The sequence below is a fragment of the Mycobacteroides saopaulense genome, from assembly GCF_001456355.1.
Taxonomy (GTDB): Bacteria; Actinomycetota; Actinomycetes; order Mycobacteriales; family Mycobacteriaceae; genus Mycobacterium; species Mycobacterium saopaulense.
In genome coordinates, this window is the sequence record NZ_CP010271.1 from 2275945 (window position 1) to 2295128 (window position 19184).

Consider the following 19184-nt stretch of genomic DNA (forward strand, 5'->3'; position numbering starts at 1 on the left):
GATCAGCCGATCGGGATGTTCTCGTTGAAGATCTGCTGGCCGCCACCACCGGTCACGCCGATGCCGGGACCGGGATTGACGTTCGGCGGCCCGCCGTTGGGGTTGTTGGTCCCATTGATGGGGCCGACACCGACATAGACCGGCTGCTGCGGCTTCTGTGCGGCCTTGAGGAACTGCGTCTGCGTCGCGATGACCGATTTCAGGGTGTTGATCAGCGGCATCTGACTGGGGCGCTTGTCCAATGCGGCCTTGAGGGCGTCGTTCTGTGCCGAACTGACCTGGGCGCCCTTGGCGCGCAGCTGCAGCGACGTGCGGACCAGGTTGGAAACCTGACCGCCACTGGTGCCGGTGGAGTACTCGTGCGCGATGTCATCGAGGACGTCGGCGCTGGCAGTGCCGACGCCGGGACCGAAGACCAGGGCGACGGAGAGGCCGGCGGTGGCCAGCGTGGTGCCGGCGAGAGCACGTAGACGGGTCGGCATGACGAGTTCCTTCCGGTATCGCGGACGTCAGCCTAACAACAACCCGTCACATCAGCAGCGGAAGGCGACACGAACGGCACAGGTGCACGCCGGTGCGAGCTACTGCGCGGCACCTTGGAGAGACTCGTACGTGGCGGCGGTAAGCCGGTGGTAAGAACCCGATTCCGGATCGAGGTGCCAGGTTTGGCGCCCAGGCTTCGGCAACCCGAATGCCCGCAGATGGGTGGTCGACGGACGATACGAGGCGCTCAACGGCAGATTGGGCACCACCTTGATGATGTCCGGCCGCTCGGAGATGGGGACGGTGACAAAGGCTTCTGCCAGGTCGGCGGGCGATAGCGCCTCACCCGGACGCAGCACCACCGCGGTGACGGCCACGGTTGTCTCGCCGGCCTCCACCGGATACGTCGCGACCAGATCAATGGCGCCCAGTGCTCCCAGCGCATTACTCGTGGCCTCGGCGTACACGACGCCGTGTGCGTTGCGGATGGCCGTGCCGCGGCCGTCCAGCATCCAGAAGTCACCGTCTTCGTCGCGACGGAAAAGGAACTCGGAGGACACCCAGGTGTCGCCGGGCGCAAACACACCGCGCCGTACCGCAGCGGTGGGATCCACATCTCCCGGGGGTTTGGCCAGGAGCAGGCCGACCTCACCGGGCTCGGCGATCTGCACGAAGCCGTCTTCCCCCTCGATGATCACGTCCTCGATGGGGTCGTAGGCGGCCAGTCGAACCCTGCCGCCGCCGGGCAGCGGGCGACCCTTGCTGCCGACCTTGGTGCCGGACACGTTGGCCAGCACCGCCTCGCCGTCGGTTGTCGCGAAGAACTCGACGACGTGTGCGGGATCGAACTTCTCGGTGACCCGTCGCCACAGGCCCGCGGGCATTCCGGATCCGATGAACAGACGAACGGGATGATGCGCGCCGAGAGCCAGCGCCGGATCGTCGATCACCTCGTTCATCATCGCCCAGGTGTAGGAGACCACGCTGACGCCGTACTGGTGGACCTCCTGGACGAATCGATCGGGATCCAGCCCGCGCGATAGGGCGATGCGTGCACCGCCGGCCACCGCTCCACCGATGCTGACCAGCAGGCCGGATTGGTGGTGCAGCGGGGTGAGGCAGTACACGGTGTCATTGGAGCTCAGCGTGGCGGCCGACGCGGTGCCGAACGCCGACAACGCCCAGCGGTGGTTGGTGATCTGCTTGGGCAGCAGCTTGGTGCCGGTGCCGCTGAACATGACAAACGCCAGATCGCGGGCCTGGCCCGGGTCCGGCCGGTACCAGCCGGGCAGCTCGACCAGATCGGGGTCGATCTTCTCCATGTCGATGATCGAGCCGTCGTCGGGAATGGACAGGTCGCGCGACTCGCCACCGCCGAGCACCAGTACGTGGACAGGAAGGTCCTGTGCAGCGGGAAGGTTCGGTGGATCAGTGAGCAGCTCGGAGATCTCCCCCAGCTTGACCGCGACCTCCAGGTCGGCGTCCGGGGGCAGCAGGACGGCGACGGCGCCGAGACGTGACAGCGCGGCAATGGCGACCAGGGCGCTGGGACGCGTCTCCATGAGAATGCCGACGCGAACGCCCTGGCGCACACCCACTTCGATCAGGCCCTTGACCACGTTGTTGATGCGTCGATCCACCGCCTCGTAGGTGTGTACGCGGCCATCGAACAGGAAGCATTCGCCGTGCGGAGTGCGCCGTGCCTGTTCGGTCATCAACCGGCCCATGGAGATTCGGGTGTGATCGTGAATCTGGCCCAGGCGTGTCAACCGCGGCAGTGTGCGTACCGCCTCGACCGCAATGGATTTCACCGATTTGTTGGCGGCCGCTGCGGCTGCTCCGGCGGTGCGGGCCGCCGTGATGGCGACCTCGGTAGTGGTGCTCAGCCCGTGCGCGACACGGGAGGTGAGCGGGACACCGCCGCGGTCCAGTTGACCGACTTCGTGCTCGTACATCAGGTCCACCGACGATGGCTTGGACCCCTCGCCCTCACGCCACTGCACCCACTGGCTGACGGTGGGCCAGGTCTGAGCGACCGCGGTCGAACCAACCACGAGGCCGAAATGACCGGCGCGGATGAGGAACTCGTACACGTCGGCCTTAGGGGCGGCACGCAGGATGCCACGCACCGACGCGGGCTGTCCGATGTCGTCGACCTCGCCCACGACCGCCAGCACCGGGCAGGTGATGTCGCTGAGGGTCACCACGCGATCGTTGACGGTGAACCCGCCGGTGGTCATGCGGTTGTGCACCACGAACTGTCGCAGCAGCTCCGCGATCGCGGGACCGGACCAGGCGATCCAACCCTCGTTGGCCAGGAACTTGCGCTGCTGCTCGCGTGGCAGCAGGGCGTCGCGGTCGTGCAGCTGCCGCAGGAAATCGAGGCGACCCTTGATGGTCTTCACCGGATCGAGCATCTGGAACCCGATCCGGGCCGACCACGCCGGAATGGAGAATCGGCTGAATACATGGTCGGCCATGAACTCGGCGATGTCGGCGGAAAGCCCTGCCGGCATACCCATGGGCATGGCGGCGGTCGCGTCGACCGGCGAACCGAAGGTGATGATGCTCGCGATGGTGCGCGACTTACGCAGCGCCGCAGTCTGATAGCAGAACATGCCGCCCTGTGAATAGCCGGCCAGGTGTACCTGGCGGCCGGTGATGCGATGCACGGTCTCGATCGCATCGCTGACCGCCACGACGTGGTCGGACAGGGTGCGCTCCATGCCGCCCGCCATCCGGTCGGGGCTGCCGAAATCGATGACCCAGGGATCGATGCCGGCTCGGTGCAGGATGCCGACGGCGCCGCCGTCCTGGGTGACGTCCCACATGTCGGCGGCCATCATCATCGGATGCACCATGAGGACCACGGGCCCGGCGTCCCGCGTTTCGGAGGAACCCGGCGCGAAGTATCGGCGCAGCCGGTACATGGGCACGCTCTCGACGATCTGGTGTGACGAGGCGGTGCTGCCGGTTTCGAGTCCGCCCAGGCGCAGAACCTCCAGCCCGTTCTGTGCGGTGGCCGCCAGGCGTGCGACCGGCTTGGTCAAGGAGGAGAGATTGAAGGACACTGCCACTCCTTTAGATGCCGATCGTCCGCCCAGGTGAGGGCCCGCTCATCCTGTCACAACGGGTGCGCCCGGCTGACTGAATCCCTACCACGCGATTGCGCGCAACCTCGTGGTACGAGCCACTACGATGACGCGGTGGGGAATCTGTTGCTGAGGCCGTTGCGTCTCTGGGTGATGTACCTGCCTCAACTGGCCGCCTGCTATCTGCTGGGCCTGTTGGGGCGAAACATCGTCATTGAGCTGGCCGCCAAATATGCGTGGAACAACTACCTTGTGGTCGACCTACTGATGCCCTTCGCGGGTCTAGCCCGGCTGGGGTCGATCATTGCGATGTTCCTAGTCCTGCGCTCGGCGATTCCGGCATTGGCTGCCATGCCCAAGATCTCCCTACGCAATGTCGACATATTCGCCAATGTTGTACTGCCGTTCTTTGTTATCTACCTGGCGTGGAAGATGTTCCAGGACGACTGGCTGACCTACGAGCAGAAGGCGATGTGGCACCGCGTGGGCGCCCACCTGACGACCGGCACCAAGGTGGTCAACTTGGGGGATGTTCCGGTTACGAATTACGTCTGGGTACTGATTGCGGGCGCCTTTGTTCTCCGGATGGTCTTGAACCTCAAGCCCATAAAGGACAGGCTGCCCGGGTGGTTTGTTTTCATCAGGGTGTACTTGGATGCCTTGTGGGTCTTCCTGGTGTTGTCCTTCTCCGCCAGCAAGGGCGTGAACTTCTTCCTGAGCCCGTCGGCTTGGTTCAAGGAACGCCGCATCGTTGTCTGGCTTGACGAAATGCGCAGCGAACTGTTCTCGCATTTTCGCCCTTTGGAGGTTCTCTGGAGCTTCGTCAGTGACGCGTGGCATATCGTCTGGGGAGCAGCGGCCGTACCCCTGATCTGGCTGGCAATCGCCGGCATCATCTATGGCTCGTCCAGTAATGCCAGCTGGCGGGGAGTGCTTCGGCGGCTGGCGGGTATCGACAGCCAGGTGGTGGCCGACAGACTCGCACCCACTCGGGATCAGGTCCAGCGCCGGGTGACCGGCAGGGTATCCGAGCAGACCCGGGGTAAGGCCAAGGATTGGCTGCTATCACAGTTCGGCAGCGCCAAACCTATTGTCGATTCGGCCCGCCTGGTGCTGCACGGAGGATTAGTCCTGCTGTCCGCCTATGTACTGGTGTATCTCTGCTTGGCATGGTTGGACATGTCCGACAGTTTCCTCACCACGCAAATGCAGGTAGGTGGATACTTGACCCGTGGTTTCGCCTGGGTGTTGGGCCCCCATCCGCTGTCCTTCTGGAATGGTGTCGCCCCGATATTGACGGCGGTTTCAGGCGTTCTTGTTGCATCGCTGAGGGTTTGCGTCATCGCGTCGGTCTTCGCCCATTGTGTCGAAAAGGCGGAGGCGGAAGCAGCGGCGCTCCATGACAACGAGGTTGTCGACTACCCAGCTGACGCGGAAGACGCTCTTGCGGTGAATCCCTTTCTCGCCGATCGGTAGAACTAGGGCAGCTCAAATCTGACCAAAATTTGGCCCGCGCTTCCTACGGGGTTTACCAGATCGACAGCGGTCATGGTCACATCGTCGGGTACCAGGAAGGTGAACTCAAGGTTTCCTGGCTTGTCGCAGTGATCGACGACACCGTCAGCGAGCGGCACTGTGTAGATCAAGAAGGGAGCCTTCGGCCACAGATGCTCACCATCGGTGATTTTCCCGTCGCAGAAGAAATTCTGCGGAACCGGGCCGGAGCGTTCTATTGTCACCACCGCAAGTTCGGCTCCCTTGGGAACCACTCCGTTGGCTCCATGCGGAGCTTTGCCGAGATGCCTCACTCCGGCGAGACGCCAGGTTTGGCCGTATGCCTCCGCCGACTGGCCGGCCGCAATCACGTGGAGCGGAACAACACTCGCTCGATAGTCCCGCCACGAATCACTGAACGAGACGGCCCATACCCCGGCGAATATCGCGATGGCGATCAGTCCTGCGATGGTATTGCGAAACCAGAGGCGTGAACGCAACGGCAACCGGCCTTGGCCGTGCTCACGCCGATGTCGCGGACTTTCGGTACTTTGCGTCTCACTCATTGCTTACCCACCACCGTCTTCGGCAGCGCGATGACGGATGCGTGCGGCGCGTGCTCCGCGTCGAGCGGAATGTCTATGACGAGCCGCGAATCCCATTTGTACTGCCCAGCGGCATAGAAAATGTACAACTTTGCGGAACGGACGTGCTCAAGAACCTGCGGGCTGACTTCGAAAACGAATACACCGGTCGCAGGGATCAGGGGAGTCAGCGGCGCGCCAAGCAAGGTGGAACCCTCAAGCCGGCTATCAGGTGTATAGCCCTTGTCGCCGAGCCCCAATATCGCGTCGGCTTTGGAAGCCTCGCTCATTGATGTGATGGTGAGTTTAACCACGACCCATTGACCGGCGGACTTGATGTTTCGTTGGCGCGGAGAAAAGCCGGTGTGTTTGACGACTGGCCCGATCCCGACCCTAGTCACCGTGGCCGAGAACAACCGGCCTGTTACCGAACTTCCCATGGTGCCGTGGACGTCAAAGGCATTCTGAGTTTCGGCGGCAGACGGCAGGCGATTCCAAACGAAGACGGAAGCGGACAGTATGACCGCCACCACCGCTACGGTGCTAGCCAGCCGCAGAAGCGGTGAGGAGGGCCTCAAAGCCGTGAATTTTTCCCAGAAGATCACGAAGACACCTCCACCGGCACTCTGGTCGTTGCGCTCTTGCCATCATCAACCCAGCCCTCGCCATAGAGCACCAGGCCACGGCTGAATTTCCGGTATGGCACCTGAACCGACACCTGGGACCCGGGGAGCACGGCGCCAGAAGGAACGCTCCATACCAGCGCCACCTTCTCGGTGATATCAGGTTGCAGCAAGACTAGAAAGCTGCCGTCCTCGACGCGAAGAGCCGATGGTTCCTGGCTCTGAATAAGGGAAGTATCTTGTGCGTCCGCCACGTTCGGCAGAGAAAAATTGCCGCTGACGACGTCGGCTCTGTCCGAGTTGTTGGTGATTTCCGCGAGGACCGCAAGGTAGGTCCGTCCGGGCTTTTCTTTCGCGATCACAGCTCCGCCGCCCACGATTTGCGATCGCAGCACGGCCTTTTTCACGGTAATGGTGAATTCACCATTGTCGAAGGGTTTGCCAAGATCGAAAGTCTGCGGTGTCTTGTCGACGGCGTCCAAGCCACCGAATCCGGCGGTCGCCACAATCGCGAGTACTGCGACCACGTGCCACATCTGGACGAACTCCAGGTCGTTCCACCAGTTCCGCCCCCATGCAATGGCCCGGGCCAGAACACCGCGTGGGGCAGGTGGCGGTACGTTCTCCTTGGTCACGGACGCGGTTTGCGATAGGCCAGTCGCCACCGGTCGCCGCCACGCCGCGTTCGGGTCGTCCGGTATATCTCCCCCCGGACCGGGGCCCGACGATGTCGGGTCCGGCTCGCCGTCCATGGCTGGATATTAGCGGCTCTGACCGCGCAGCACGTTGAGACGGGCCAGCACCAGTTCACGCTGCTCAGCAACGCGGTCCGGTGCGGTGCCGCCACGGGCGCTGCGGGAGCCGACCGATCCCTCGATCGTCAATACGGCGCGTACCTCACCGGTCAGCCCGGGATGAATAGCCGCGAGTTCGTCGTCGGTGAGATCCTCCAGCCCGGCACCGCGGCCCTCGGCCACGCGCACCGCCTCCCCCGCTGCCTCATGAGCGATGCGGAAGGGGACGCCCTGGCGCACCATCCACTCGGCCAGATCGGTGGCCAGTGTGAATCCGGCTGGGGCCAGCTGTGCCATGCGGTCGGTGTGGAATCGCAACGTCGCGACCATGCCTGCCACCGCAGGCAGCAGCAGCTCGAGCTGAGCCACCGAATCGAACAGCGGCTCCTTGTCTTCCTGTAGATCCCGGTTGTAGGCCAGCGGCTGCGCCTTCAACGTGGCCAGCAGTCCGGTGAGATTACCGATCAGCCGCCCGGATTTTCCGCGGGCCAGTTCGGCGATGTCGGGATTCTTCTTCTGGGGCATGATCGAACTGCCGGTGGACCAGGAGTCATCGAGGGTGACATATCCGAATTCGGTGGTCCCCCACAAGATGACGTCCTCGGCCAGCCGTGAAAGATCGATCGCGATCATGGCGAAGACAAACGCGGCCTCGGCTGCAAAGTCGCGTGCCGACGTCGCGTCGATCGAGTTGTCCGCAGCCGCAGTGAATCCCAGGTCCAGCGCGATGGCGTCGGGGTCCAGGCCGAGCGAGGAGCCCGCCAGTGCGCCGGCCCCGTAGGGCGACACGGCTGTGCGCCGATCCCAGTCGACGAGCCGGTCGACATCACGCAGTAGCGGCTGTGCGTGCGCGAGCAGATGGTGCGCAAGAAGCACCGGTTGTGCCGCCTGCAGGTGCGTCTTGCCGGGCATGATCGCCTCGGGATGCGCGCCGGCCTGCTCGGCCAGTGCCTGGACAACGTCGAGCACTCCCTCGGAAACCCGCCCGGCCGCGTCACGCAACCACATACGAAACAGCGTGGCCACCTGATCATTTCGAGACCTGCCGGCGCGCAGCCGGCCGCCGATATCCGCACCGACGCGTTCGATCAACCCGCGCTCCAGCGCGCCGTGCACATCCTCGTCGGTGTCCGCGGGGACGAAGTCGCCCGAGGCGACATCGCGCTCCAGCCGCTGTAGGCCATCGACCAGGGCAGACAGCTGATCATCGGTGAGCAGGTCTGCCTTGCGAAGCACCCGGGCATGCGCGATCGATGCCCGAATGTCGTATGGGGCCAACACCCAATCGAAATGGGTGGACTTGCTCAGTGCGGCCAATGCCGGCGCGGGGCCGCCGGCGAACCGGCCGCCCCATAGCGAGCCTTCGTTGGTGCTCACTTGCCCGAAAGGTCCCGCTGTGCGGAGATCTTCGAGGACAGACCGTGGATGTGCACGAAGCCCTTGGCGCTCGACTGATCGAAGCTGTCGCCCTCGTCGTAGGTCGCGAGGTTGAAGTCGTACAGGGACTCGGCGCTGCGGCGGCCGTTGACGGCGATGTTCCCGCCGTGCAGGACCAGGCGGATGTCGCCGGAGACGTGCTGCTGGGTGTCGGCGACGAACGCCTCCAGCGAGCGCTTGAGCGGCGAGTACCACAGGCCGTCGTACACCAGCTCCGCCCACTTCTGGTCGGTGTGCCTCTTGTAGCGGCCGAGCTCGCGTTCCAGGGTGACGTGCTCGAGCTCCTCGTGTGCGGTGATGAGGACCATGGCGCCCGGCGCTTCGTAGATTTCGCGGCTCTTGATGCCGACCAGCCGGTCTTCGACAACATCGAGACGCCCCACGCCCTGCGCACCTGCGCGCCGGTTGAGCTCGACGATGGCCTCCAGCACGGTGACGGGCTTGCCGTCGATAGCGGTGGGCACGCCCTTGTCGAAGGTGACGATCAGCTCGTCGGGCGCTCCCCAGTTGAGGGTCGGGTCCTCGGTGTAGTCGTACACGTCCTTGGTCGGAGCATTCCAAAGGTCTTCCAGGAAGCCGGTTTCCACGGCGCGACCCCACACGTTCTGGTCGATCGAGAATGGTGATTTCTTGGTCACGTTGATCGGGATGGCGTTCTCCGCGGCGAACGCGATGGCCTTCTCGCGGGTCCAGGCGTAATCGCGCACCGGGGCCAGCACTTCCAAATCGGGTGCCAACGAGGCGAATCCGACCTCGAACCGCACCTGGTCGTTGCCCTTGCCGGTGCAGCCGTGCGCCACGATGCCGCCGCCGTGCTCGCGCGCAGCGGCCACCAGATGCTTGACGATCAACGGACGGCTGATGGCCGACACCAGCGGGTACCGATCCATGTACAGGGCGTTGGACTGCACGGTGGGCAGGCAGTATTCATCGGCGAATTCGTCACGGGCATCGACGACGACAGCCTCGACGGCACCGCAGTCGAGGGCGCGCTGACGCACCACCTCCATGTCCTCGCCGCCCTGGCCGAGGTCGATGGCGACGGCCACCACCTCGCGGCCGGTCTCCTTGCCGATCCAGCTGATCGCCACCGAGGTATCGAGCCCGCCCGAGTAGGCCAGGATTACGCGGTCACTGCTAGTCATGTCATCTCTCTCTTAAGCAAGCTGTTCGAACTGTGCGGCGAGCTGGGCTCCGGTCAAGGGTTCACGGGCGATCACCGCAATGGTGTCATCTCCCGCGATGGTCCCGACAACGTCGGGCAATGCTGCGCGATCGATCGCGCTGGCGAGGTAGTGCGCGGCGCCAGGCGGCGTGCGCAGTACCGCGAGATTACCGCTGGCGTCGGTCGATACCAGCAGCTCCCCCAGCAACCGGGAGAGTCGATCGGTGCCGCCGGAAACACCGCGGACGGGACTTCCGTCCTCGGGGACCACATACACGCCCACGCCGCCATCGGCAGCGCGGAGTTTGACGGCACCGAGCTCGTCGAGATCCCGGGACAAGGTGGCCTGGGTGGTCTCGATCCCCTCGGCTGCCAGTAGCGCGGCGAGCTCCCCTTGGCTGCGCACCGACTGCGTGGACAGCAGCGCGATGATGCGGGCCTGACGCCCCGCTCGTGTATCGGCCGCGTGGGAGGCAGTCATCGCCTGTGCTCCAGCAGCCACACCAGCAGCGCCTTCTGGGCGTGTAGACGATTCTCGGCCTCATCCCACACGGCACTGCGCGGACCGTCGATCACCTCGTCGGTGATCTCATGCCCGCGGTGGGCAGGAAGGCAGTGCAAGACAATGGCTTCGGAGTCGGCAAGGCTCAGCAGGTCCTCGTTGATCTGGAACGGGCGGAACGGCCGCACCCTGTCGAGTCCGTCGTTCTCCTGCCCCATCGAGGTCCAGGCATCGGTGACCAACACGTCGGCGCCACTAGACGCGGCTCGGGGGTCGGCGGTGACGGTCACCGAGGCACCGGTGCTCGCGGCGACCTTCTCGGCCTCGGAGACGTACTTGGCGTGTGGTGCGAATCCGTTGGGTGCCGCGATCGTCACATGGATGCCGGCGGTGACGCCGCCGAGCATCAGCGAGTGCGCCATGTTGTTCGCGCCGTCGCCCAGATACGTCAGGCGCAGTCCGGCCAGCGATCCCTTCCGCTCGGCCAGCGTCTGCAGATCGGCGAGCACCTGGCACGGGTGAAAGTCGTCGGAGAGGGCGTTGACGATGGGGACGGTGGAGCCGGAGGCCATCGCGGTCAGGCGTTCCTGCGCGTAGGTGCGCCATACGATCGCCTCTACGTACCGCGACAGCACCTGTCCGGTGTCTTCGAGGGTCTCTTCGCGGCCCAACTGGGTGGTGCGGCTGTCGACGACCACCGCGTGCCCGCCCAGCTGGGCGATACCCATCTCGAAGGAGAACCGAGTACGGGTCGAGTTCTTCTCGAAGATGACGGCGACCCCGTGCGGACCCTCAAGCGGCCGCCGCGAGAACGGCGCCTTCTTCAGTTCGGCTGCCAGCGTGAGGACTTCGGCCTGCTCGGCAGGTGACAGGTCGTCGTCCCGCAAGAAGTGACGGATGCTCATGCCTGCTCCTGTTCTGCGGCGGTGTCGAGGATTTCCGGCAGGGCGGCCACGAACTCCGCGATGTGCTCATCGGTGATGATCAGTGGTGGTGCCAGCCTCAGTACGTCTGGCGCGGCGGCATTTACAAGGAACCCGGCGTCGCGTGCGGCGGCCTCGGCAGCCTTGGCGCGTTGTTCGTTCAGCACGATTCCGAGGAGCAGGCCGGCTCCGCGCACCTGTGCGACCAGGGGGTGATTGAGTGCTTCGATCGCGTGACTCAAGGACTTTCCCGCGACGGCGGCATGTTCGATGAGCTTCTGCTCGTCCAGGACGCGAAGCACAGCCAGCGCCGCCGCCGCACAGACGGGATTGCCGCCGAAGGTGCTGCCGTGCATGCCGGGAGTCAGCAGATCGGCCGCCGCTCCGGTCGCGATGCAGGCGCCGATGGGCAACCCGCCGCCGAGGCCCTTGGCCAGGGTGACTACGTCGGGGGTGATGCCGACCTGTTGGTGTGCGAAGAACGTTCCGGTGCGGCCGATTCCGGTTTGCACTTCGTCGAGCACCAGCAGCGCGCCGTGGCGCGCGGTGATCTCACGCACGCCGGCCAGATAACCCTCCGGCGGTACGACGACTCCACCCTCGCCCATGATCGGCTCCAGGAAGACGGCGGCAGTCTCCCCGTCGACCGCTGATTCGATCGCCGCCAGATCGCCGTACGGCACATGGACCACGCCCGCCGGTAGCGGCTCAAAGGGGGCCTGCTTAGTCGGTTGACCGGTCAGCGCGAGCGACCCCATGGTGCGACCGTGGAATGCGCCTTCGGCCGCGATGATTTTGGTACGCCCGGTCAGCCGGGTCAGCTTGAACGCCGCCTCATTGGCCTCGGTGCCGGAATTGCACAGGAAGACCCTTCCCGGGATACCGAGCCGGGCGATGAGCGCTTCGGAGAGCTCGATGCCCGGCCCGGTCGCGTACAGATTCGAGGTGTGGCCCAGCGTGGAGAGCTGCGCGGTGACGGCGTCGATGACGGCCTGGTTGCGGTGACCCAGCACGTTGACGGCGATGCCACCCAACAGATCCAGATACCGTTTGCCGTCGACATCGGTGACGACGGCGCCGTCCCCCTCGGCAAGAACAACGGGCGGGGTGCCGTAGTTGTTCATCATGACGTGTTCCCAGCGCTGCTGGGCTCGGAAGGTGCTGTCTGGTGCTTCGGTCACGACTTACTCCTGACGATTGTCCCGACGCCTTCGTCGGTGAACAGTTCGACCAGCACGCAATGCTCGACGCGCCCGTCGATGATGTGGGCGCTGGGCACCCCGCCGTCCACCGCGCGCAGACATGCCTCGATCTTCGGGATCATGCCCGACTCCAGGCTGGGAAGTAGCACGCGCAGATCTTCGGCCGCGATCTCGGTGACCAGCGATTCGCGATCGGGCCAGTCCGTGTACAGGCCCTCGATATCGGTGAGCATCAGGAGACGCTCGGCCCCAAGCGCTTCCGCAAGTGCGCCGGCGGCGGTATCGGCATTGAGATTGTGCACCACCCCGTCCGTGTCGGGGGCCAAGGTGGACACCACGGGGATCCGTCCGGCATCGATCAGGTCGAGGATCGCCTCCGGATTGACTTGCGCGACATCGCCGACCAAACCGATGTCGGTCTCGATGCCATCGACGGTCGCGGTACGACGGACGGCTGTGAACAGTTGTGCGTCCTCGCCGGTGATTCCGACGGCATATGGCCCATGGCTGTTGATCAACCCGACCAACTCGCGGCCCACTTGACCGAAGAGCACCATGCGTGCGATCTCGAGGACCTCCGGCGTGGTGACGCGGAAGCCGCCCTTGAATTCGCCTGCAACGCCGAGTTTTTTCAGCATCGCGGTGATCTGCGGACCGCCGCCGTGTACGACAACCGGATGGATGCCGCAGTTACGCAGGAACACCATGTCTTCGGCGAAGGCATTCTTGAGCGTGTCGTCGGTCATGGCGTTGCCGCCGTACTTGATGACCACGATGGTGCCGTGCAGCTTCTTGAGCCAGGGCAATGCCTCGGCTAATACGCGGGCCTTCTTCGGAGCTTTCATGTGCTGTACGCCGAGTTCTCTTCGACGTAGGCATGCGATAGATCCGTGGTCCGAACGGTCGCCGACTGGTCCCCGGCGCCGAGGTCGATGAGCACCTCGACGTCAGGCCCTGACAGGTCGATGTCGCGCGCGCTCGGCAGGCCGGTGCAGTTGGCGCACACCAGGTTTCCGTTGAATGAGACAGTGACTCGATCCGGATCGAGTTCTATCGGAGCCATACCGACTGCGGCCAGTACCCGACCCCAGTTGGGGTCGGAGCCGAACAGAGCGGTCTTGACGAGGCTGTCGCGAGCGACGGTCCGCGCGGCGGCCAGCGCGTCGTCCTCGCTGACCGCACCGATGACGGTGATCAGGACGCGTTTGGTCACGCCCTCGGCATCGGCCTGCAGCTGCGCGGCGAGATCGTCACACACCCGCAGCACGGCCTCGGCGAACTCGTCGGGATCGGGGGTGATCTCGCTCGCACCGGAGGCAAGCAGGAGCACGGTGTCGTTGGTGGAGCAGCTGCCGTCGACGTCCAGCCGGTCGAAGGTGCGCGCGGTGGCCGCACGCAACGCGGAATCCAGCTGTTCGGCGGATACCGCGGCATCGGTGGTGACGACCACCAGCATGGTGGCAAGGGAGGGCGCCAGCATGCCGGCACCCTTGGCCATGCCGCCCACTGTCCAGCCCGCTTTATGGTGCAATGCAACCTCTTTGGGCACGGTATCGGTGGTCATGATGGCGTGCGCGGCATCCGTGCCGCCATTCAGACCGCCCGCGAGTTCATGCACGATCTCCTGCACACCGGACAAGACCTTGTCCATCGGCAGCCGATCGCCGATGAGGCCGGTGGAGCACACCGCGACCTCGATGGCCCCGGTTTCGGTCCCCCAGTCGCTGAGGGTCTTGGCGACCTCTTCGGCGGTCGCATGGCTGTCCTGGAACCCCTGCGGTCCGGTGCAGGCGTTGGCGCCGCCCGAGTTGAGGATGACGGCGCGTAGCCGGCCGGTGGTGAGTACCTGTTGGCTCCACAGCACGGGGGCGGCCTTGACCTTGTTGCGGGTGAACACTCCGGCCGCGGCGTAGTCGGGGCCTTCGTTGAAGACCAGCGCCATGTCGGGCTTCCCGGAAACCTTGATGCCGGCGGTGATGCCGGCGGCCTTGAACCCGGCAGGCGCGGTCACGCCTTGTGTGCGCACGAGCGGTGAGGTCACGGCTTCGGTCACGGTGCTACTCCCACGATGGAAAGGCCATCACCCTCGGGCCAGCCGAGCGCGAGGTTCATGGACTGGACGGCGGCGCCGGCGGTGCCCTTCACCAGGTTGTCGATGGCCGCGATCGCCACCAGCACACGGGCATCGGAGTCCACGGCCAACCCGATGTGTACGGCGTTGCTTCCCGATACCGCCTTGGTGGTGGGCAATTGTCCTTCGGACAGGACATGGATGAATTCCTCGTCGCGGTAGGCGTCTTCATAGGCTTCGCGGATCTCGGCCAGGGTCGCGGTGGTCGGCGCGGTGCAGGTGGCGAGAATGCCTCGGGGCATCGGGATGAGCACCGGGGTGAACGAGACGGTCACCGGCTTGCCCGATGGATGATTCAGTCCCTGAGCGATTTCCGGGGTGTGCCGGTGTGCACCGGCGATGTTGTAGGCGCGCGCCGACCCCATCACCTCCGACGCCAGTAGATCGGCCTTGGGGGCGCGGCCCGCTCCGGTTGTTCCGCTCACCGCGACCACGGTGACCGCGGGCTCCACGAGGCCCTTCGCGATCGCCGGCGACAATGCGAGCAGTGCCGCCGTCGGGTAGCAGCCGGGTACTGCCACGCGTTTGGCGCCGTGTAGGCGCTCGCGCGCTCCGGGCAGCTCGGGCAGCCCATACGGCCAGCTCCCCGCGTGCTTGGAGCCGTAGTAGCGCTCCCACGCGACGGCATCGGTCAGCCGGAAGTCGGCTCCGCAGTCGATGATGAGAGTCTGTGGTCCGAGTTCATCGGCGATCTTGGCCGACGAACCGTGCGGTAGCGCCAGAAACACCACGTCATGGCCCCGCAATAGCTTGGGATCGGTGGGCTGTAGTTTGTGGTCAGCCAACGGCGTCAGATTCGGGTGATGCTCGATGAGGCTGCTGCCGGCATTGGAACCGGCGGTCAGTACACCGATGCGCAGGCGGCCCGCGGCGTATGCCGGATGTGCGAGCAGTAGGCGCAGGATCTCCCCGCCCGCGTATCCGCTGGCACCGGCGACCGCGACCGAGAACCCAGTAGTCATGGAAGCAATTCTGTATCATTATGCAGCCAAGCGCAAATATATTCGACCAAGCGCTCTCGATTGTGGTCAACCTCAACTTGAGCTAAACGGTGTAATGCTCGGTGTCCACAGTTACGGTGAGGTAGCTGGCGAATAGCGTCGGCAATTGATAACGAGCGAGAAGGAGCCTTCCATGTCGGATCGTGCCGATCGTCAGCGCCAGGAACAGCACCGCGAGCAGGCTGACCAGCGCCGAGGACAGTAAGACCTGCTAAGCGCGTTGGGTCGCCCCGACGCGCTTAGCCGCAGAAGCCACCGCCGCCACCCGCGCGGCGGTGGCTTCGTCTTCTGTGAGGGTTCTATCCGCGGCCCGGAAGCGCAGCCGGAAGTTCAGGGATTTGTTGCCCGCGCCGACCTGCGGTCCGGTGTAAACCTCCACGAGCCGCACATCTTCGAGCAACTCCCCCGCGCCGTCGCGCAGCGCGCCGGTGACCGTGTCGGACGGCACAGACTCGGCGACCACCAGCGAGACATCCTGGAGAACGGCAGGGAACGGCGAAATTCTCGGTGCGGGAAGCGGGTTGGTGGCTGGGAGCGCGTCGAGGCTCAGTTCCAGCGCGCAGGTGCGCTTGGGTAGGCCGAGGCGCTCGATGACCGCGGGGTGTAGCTCGCCGGCATGTCCGATCACCCGGCCGTCCACGACGATCTCCGCGCAGCGTCCCGGATGCCAGGGCAACTCTTCGCCCGCGCGTAGCGACAGATCCACATAAGCCGCGCGACCGATGATCCGGGCGGCCTCGAGCGCGTCGGTGACATCGGCGGCGCGTCCACGCCCCCATGGTCCGCTGGGCTCGCGTGCCCCGGTCAATACCAGCGCCACGTGAACAGGTTGAGCGGGCAGGGATTCCAGGAGCGCGGCAAGTTCTGCCTCGGAGGGGCGATCGTTGACATCCAGCAGCGGAATGGCGCGGGTCGCCGCGGTTGGCCTCACAACCTGACCGATGGTGAACAACGCGACGTCGGTGGTTCCACGGGAGATGTTGCGTGACACCGCTTCCAGTACGCCGGGCAGTAATGTGCTGGCAAGCTCCGGGCGATCGGCTTCCAACGGGTTGAGCACCTTTGTGGTGCGGCGTCGCGGATCCTCGTCGTCCAGGCCCCACAGGTCGAACACTCCGGACGGAAGGAACGGCATTGGTAAGATCTCGGTGTAACCGTTCAGCGCCAACGACTTCCCTACTGCGCGCCGACGGCGTTGCGGCGGTGTGAGACCACCGCCTTGTGGCGCGGCAGGCAGTATCGACGGGATGTCGTCCAGCCCCTCGAGCCGGAGCACCTCCTCGACAAGGTCTGCGCCCTCGCTGATGTCCGGACGCCAGCTCGGCGGCCTCACCCGTAGCGTGTCGCCCTCGGCGAGAACCTCGGCGCCAATTTGGCGGAGCCGGTGCTGCACCACGCCGTCTGGGTAGTCAATCCCGGCGATGCGAGCGGGCAGCTCGGTGGCCATGACGATCTCGGCCTGCGCGTCGGTATCCGCAGTCCAGTCGGTGAGTTCGGGCGGTGTACTCCCGCCGGCTATCTCGCGCAGCAGAGAAGCGCAACGGTCCAGCGCTGCGACAGATATTGCGGGGTCGACGGAGCGCTCGTAGCGGCGTCCCGCCTCGCTGTGCAGACGCAGCCGACGCTGAGTACGCAGCACCGCAGCCGAATCCCACACGGCGGCTTCGAGCAGCACATCGGTGGAGTCGCCGCGCATCTCGGTGCTTCCGGCGCCCATCACGCCGCCGATGGCGGTGACGCCCGCGTCGTCCGCAATGAGAACATCACCGGATTCGAGCTTGCGCTCCACGTCATCCAACGTCACCACCGTTTCGCCTGGCGTCGCGAACCTGACCCGGAAATCTCCACTGATACGCGCTTTGTCATGGGCATGCATGGGGTGCCCGATCTCCAACATCACATAGTTGGTGGCATCCACCGCCGGTGAGATCGCCCGGATGCCGCAGAGCAGCAGACGTCGTTGTAGCCACCATGGCGACACTGCGGCCGGGTCGATGCCGATGACGGGACGTAGCCCGAAACGCTTCACCCCGGTTCCGGAATCGATATGGACCGGCAACGACGGCCGCTCCACCGGGAGCGGTTGCACCGCAGCGGGATCGATGAATTCGAGGTCGTATGCGCACGCCAGGTCGCGGGCCAAGCCACGAACCGACAGGCAGTATCCCCGGTCCGGTGTGATCGACAGATCGAAGATGGCGTCATCTAGCCCGACAACCTCGACGGCGTCGGCACCGGGCGCCGCGGTGCCCGGTGGCAACACGAGAATTCCTGGCGATTCGGAGCCGAGCCCCAATTCGGCCGTCGAACAGATCATGCCGTCGGAGGTGTGCCCGTAGGTCTTTCGTGTCGCGATGGTGAAATCGCCGGGCAGAGTCGCACCCGGAAGTGCCACCACCACGAGGTCATCGACAGCGAAATTAGTTGCACCGCAGACAATTTCACGAGGTTCTGCCTCGCCCGCATCGACCAGGCAGAAGCGAATCGGCTTCTTGAACTCGGTGAGTTCGGTGATCTGCGCGACCCGTCCCACGACCAGAGGTCCGGTTACCGGTCCGGGCACGATGACCTCTTCGACCTCGTGGCCGATGCGAATCAGGGTTTCTTCGACATCGGCCGGGGTGGCGGAGAACCCCGGTGCGCCGACGCGCAGCACCTCGAGCAGCCAGCTATGGGGAATACGCATCAGGCACTCACTCCGAACGGAAGGCTGAAGCGCACGTCGCCCTCGATCATGTCACGCATATCCGGCAGGCCGTTGCGGAACTGCAGCGTGCGCTCCAATCCCATGCCGAACGCGAAACCGCTATACACGTCGGGGTCAATGCCGCTGGCCCGCAACACATTTGGATTCACCATGCCGCAACCGCCCCATTCGACCCAACCCGCACCACCCTTCTTGTTCTCAAACCAGACATCGACCTCGGCGGAGGGCTCGGTGAACGGGAAGAAGTGCGGTCGCATCCGGGTGTGCGCCTGTGCCCCGAACATCGCGCGGGCGAACGCATCCAGCGTGCCCTTGAGATTGGCCAGGGTCAGTCCACGGTCCACCGCGAGCCCCTCCACCTGATGGAACGCGGGCAGATGGGTCGCATCGATTTCGTCGGTACGGAAGGCGCGCCCGAGGGAGATCACGTAGACGGGCAATTCGCGCGCCAGCAGGGTACGGACCTGAACCGGAGAGGTATGCGTGCGCAACACCTGCCGGGAGTTCTCGGGCGCGATGTAGAAGGTGTCCTGCGTGCTGCGCGCGGGGTGGTCGGGCAGGAAGTTCAGGGCATCGAAGTTGAAATGCTCGGTCTCGACCTCGGGGCCATCGGCGACCTCCCAGCCCATTGCGATGAAGGTATCGGCAATGTGTTCGGACAAGATCGTGATCGGATGGCGCGCGCCAATGGGCTGCCGCGTGGAAGGCAGGGTCACGTCGATGCGCTCGGCGACGAGCACCGCCGCATCACGCTCGGCACGTAGCGCCACCAGCCTGTCGTCGTAAGCCTGTTGTGCCTGCGTACGTGCGGTGTTGACGAGCTTGCCGGCCTCCGCCCGCTGGTCCTTGGGGAGCGACCCCAGTGCCTGGCGCGCCTGTGCCAGCGGTGACTTCTCACCCAGATGGTCGATCTTCGCCTGCGCGAGAGCGTCCAGATCGCTGGCGGCGTCGAATGCGGCGCGAGCAGCATCAACGGCAGTCGTCAAAGGCTCCTCTGGAGGATTCTGGGTGTGATCGGCCACGGAAGCCGATCATAGGGTAAGGCG

General features: G+C 65.0%; 16 protein-coding genes. 1 reads left to right on the forward strand and 15 read right to left on the reverse strand.

Translation table 11 applies throughout. The features are described 5' to 3' along the window. Window positions 1-2 precede the first annotated feature (2 nt). Both MYCSP_RS11395 and MYCSP_RS11400 read right to left on the reverse strand, forming a co-directional pair. Window positions 3-482: a hypothetical protein gene (locus tag MYCSP_RS11395; protein ID WP_083013299.1), complete on the reverse strand. Its 480-nt coding sequence runs from the start codon at window positions 480-482 to the stop codon at window positions 3-5. A 99-nt stretch (window positions 483-581) separates the two neighbouring features. Beyond that, window positions 582-3554 carry an acyl-CoA synthetase gene (locus MYCSP_RS11400; protein WP_088413808.1) on the reverse strand — a complete coding sequence of 991 codons (2973 nt, stop codon included), beginning with the start codon at window positions 3552-3554 and terminating at the stop codon, window positions 582-584. A 174-nt stretch (window positions 3555-3728) separates the two neighbouring features. Here MYCSP_RS11400 and MYCSP_RS11405 point away from each other — a divergent pair, with 174 nt between their 5' ends. Beyond that, on the forward strand, window positions 3729-5051 hold the full coding sequence (locus MYCSP_RS11405; protein WP_083013297.1) for a hypothetical protein: 1323 nt from the start codon (window positions 3729-3731) through the stop codon (window positions 5049-5051). A gap of 2 nt (window positions 5052-5053) precedes the next feature. Here the strand turns inward: MYCSP_RS11405 and MYCSP_RS23625 are convergent, their stop codons facing one another. The 13 genes from MYCSP_RS23625 to pheS all read right to left on the reverse strand — a co-directional run bounded on the left by MYCSP_RS23625 (window position 5054) and on the right by pheS (window position 19160). After that, complete coding sequence (locus MYCSP_RS23625; protein ID WP_070910688.1) at window positions 5054-5344, reverse strand: hypothetical protein; 291 nt, start codon at window positions 5342-5344, stop codon at window positions 5054-5056. 287 nt (window positions 5345-5631) lie between these two features. Next, window positions 5632-6258: a hypothetical protein gene (locus tag MYCSP_RS11415; protein WP_070910143.1), complete on the reverse strand. Its 627-nt coding sequence runs from the start codon at window positions 6256-6258 to the stop codon at window positions 5632-5634. Further along, on the reverse strand, window positions 6255-7028 hold the full coding sequence (locus tag MYCSP_RS11420; protein ID WP_070910144.1) for a DUF4352 domain-containing protein: 774 nt from the start codon (window positions 7026-7028) through the stop codon (window positions 6255-6257). The genes MYCSP_RS11415 and MYCSP_RS11420 overlap by 4 nt, the downstream gene beginning before the upstream one ends. A 9-nt stretch (window positions 7029-7037) precedes the next feature. Further along, entirely contained in the window at window positions 7038-8447 is a 1410-nt protein-coding gene (gene argH, locus MYCSP_RS11425) for an argininosuccinate lyase (protein ID WP_088413809.1), read from the reverse strand. After that, the gene (locus tag MYCSP_RS11430; RefSeq protein WP_070910146.1) at window positions 8444-9652 is read right to left on the reverse strand and encodes an argininosuccinate synthase; all 1209 of its coding nucleotides are present in this window, start codon (window positions 9650-9652) and stop codon (window positions 8444-8446) included. The genes argH and MYCSP_RS11430 overlap by 4 nt, the downstream gene beginning before the upstream one ends. Before the next feature lie 12 nt (window positions 9653-9664). Beyond that, window positions 9665-10153, reverse strand: a complete 489-nt coding sequence (locus MYCSP_RS11435) for an arginine repressor (protein WP_070910689.1) — start codon at window positions 10151-10153, stop codon at window positions 9665-9667. Next, window positions 10150-11079 carry an ornithine carbamoyltransferase gene (argF, locus tag MYCSP_RS11440; protein ID WP_083013294.1) on the reverse strand — a complete coding sequence of 310 codons (930 nt, stop codon included), beginning with the start codon at window positions 11077-11079 and terminating at the stop codon, window positions 10150-10152. Before argF ends, MYCSP_RS11435 begins: the two co-directional genes overlap by 4 nt. Next, window positions 11076-12278 carry an acetylornithine transaminase gene (locus tag MYCSP_RS11445; RefSeq protein WP_083013293.1) on the reverse strand — a complete coding sequence of 401 codons (1203 nt, stop codon included), beginning with the start codon at window positions 12276-12278 and terminating at the stop codon, window positions 11076-11078. The genes argF and MYCSP_RS11445 overlap by 4 nt, the downstream gene beginning before the upstream one ends. Next, window positions 12275-13144, reverse strand: a complete 870-nt coding sequence (gene argB / locus MYCSP_RS11450) for an acetylglutamate kinase (RefSeq protein ID WP_083013292.1) — start codon at window positions 13142-13144, stop codon at window positions 12275-12277. Before argB ends, MYCSP_RS11445 begins: the two co-directional genes overlap by 4 nt. Beyond that, complete coding sequence (gene argJ, locus MYCSP_RS11455) at window positions 13141-14340, reverse strand: bifunctional glutamate N-acetyltransferase/amino-acid acetyltransferase ArgJ (protein ID WP_083013384.1); 1200 nt, start codon at window positions 14338-14340, stop codon at window positions 13141-13143. Before argJ ends, argB begins: the two co-directional genes overlap by 4 nt. Window positions 14341-14348: 8 nt before the next feature. After that, window positions 14349-15392, reverse strand: coding sequence for an N-acetyl-gamma-glutamyl-phosphate reductase (argC, locus tag MYCSP_RS11460; protein WP_083013291.1), 1044 nt, complete (start codon window positions 15390-15392; stop codon window positions 14349-14351). A 250-nt stretch (window positions 15393-15642) separates the two neighbouring features. Continuing rightward, window positions 15643-18117, reverse strand: coding sequence for a phenylalanine--tRNA ligase subunit beta (pheT, locus tag MYCSP_RS11465; protein ID WP_083013290.1), 2475 nt, complete (start codon window positions 18115-18117; stop codon window positions 15643-15645). Beyond that, window positions 18117-19160, reverse strand: a complete 1044-nt coding sequence (gene pheS, locus MYCSP_RS11470) for a phenylalanine--tRNA ligase subunit alpha (RefSeq protein ID WP_088413810.1) — start codon at window positions 19158-19160, stop codon at window positions 18117-18119. The genes pheT and pheS overlap by 1 nt, the downstream gene beginning before the upstream one ends. Between the last annotated feature and the right edge of the window lie 24 nt (window positions 19161-19184).

What these genes read in the sequence shown, in the direction of transcription:
- pheT (WP_083013290.1), bottom strand. Translation starts at nt 18,117, where the DNA reads ATGCGTATTCCCCATAGCTGGCTGCTCGAGGTGCTGCGCGTCGGCGCA.
- argF (WP_083013294.1), bottom strand. Translation starts at nt 11,079, where the DNA reads ATGAGCATCCGTCACTTCTTGCGGGACGACGACCTGTCACCTGCCGAG.
- argB (WP_083013292.1), bottom strand. Translation starts at nt 13,144, where the DNA reads ATGAAAGCTCCGAAGAAGGCCCGCGTATTAGCCGAGGCATTGCCCTGG.
- MYCSP_RS11405 (WP_083013297.1), top strand. Translation starts at nt 3,729, where the DNA reads ATGTACCTGCCTCAACTGGCCGCCTGCTATCTGCTGGGCCTGTTGGGG.
- argC (WP_083013291.1), bottom strand. Translation starts at nt 15,392, where the DNA reads ATGACTACTGGGTTCTCGGTCGCGGTCGCCGGTGCCAGCGGATACGCG.
- MYCSP_RS11395 (WP_083013299.1), bottom strand. Translation starts at nt 482, where the DNA reads ATGCCGACCCGTCTACGTGCTCTCGCCGGCACCACGCTGGCCACCGCC.
- MYCSP_RS11435 (WP_070910689.1), bottom strand. Translation starts at nt 10,153, where the DNA reads ATGACTGCCTCCCACGCGGCCGATACACGAGCGGGGCGTCAGGCCCGC.
- MYCSP_RS11420 (WP_070910144.1), bottom strand. Translation starts at nt 7,028, where the DNA reads ATGGACGGCGAGCCGGACCCGACATCGTCGGGCCCCGGTCCGGGGGGA.
- MYCSP_RS11430 (WP_070910146.1), bottom strand. Translation starts at nt 9,652, where the DNA reads ATGACTAGCAGTGACCGCGTAATCCTGGCCTACTCGGGCGGGCTCGAT.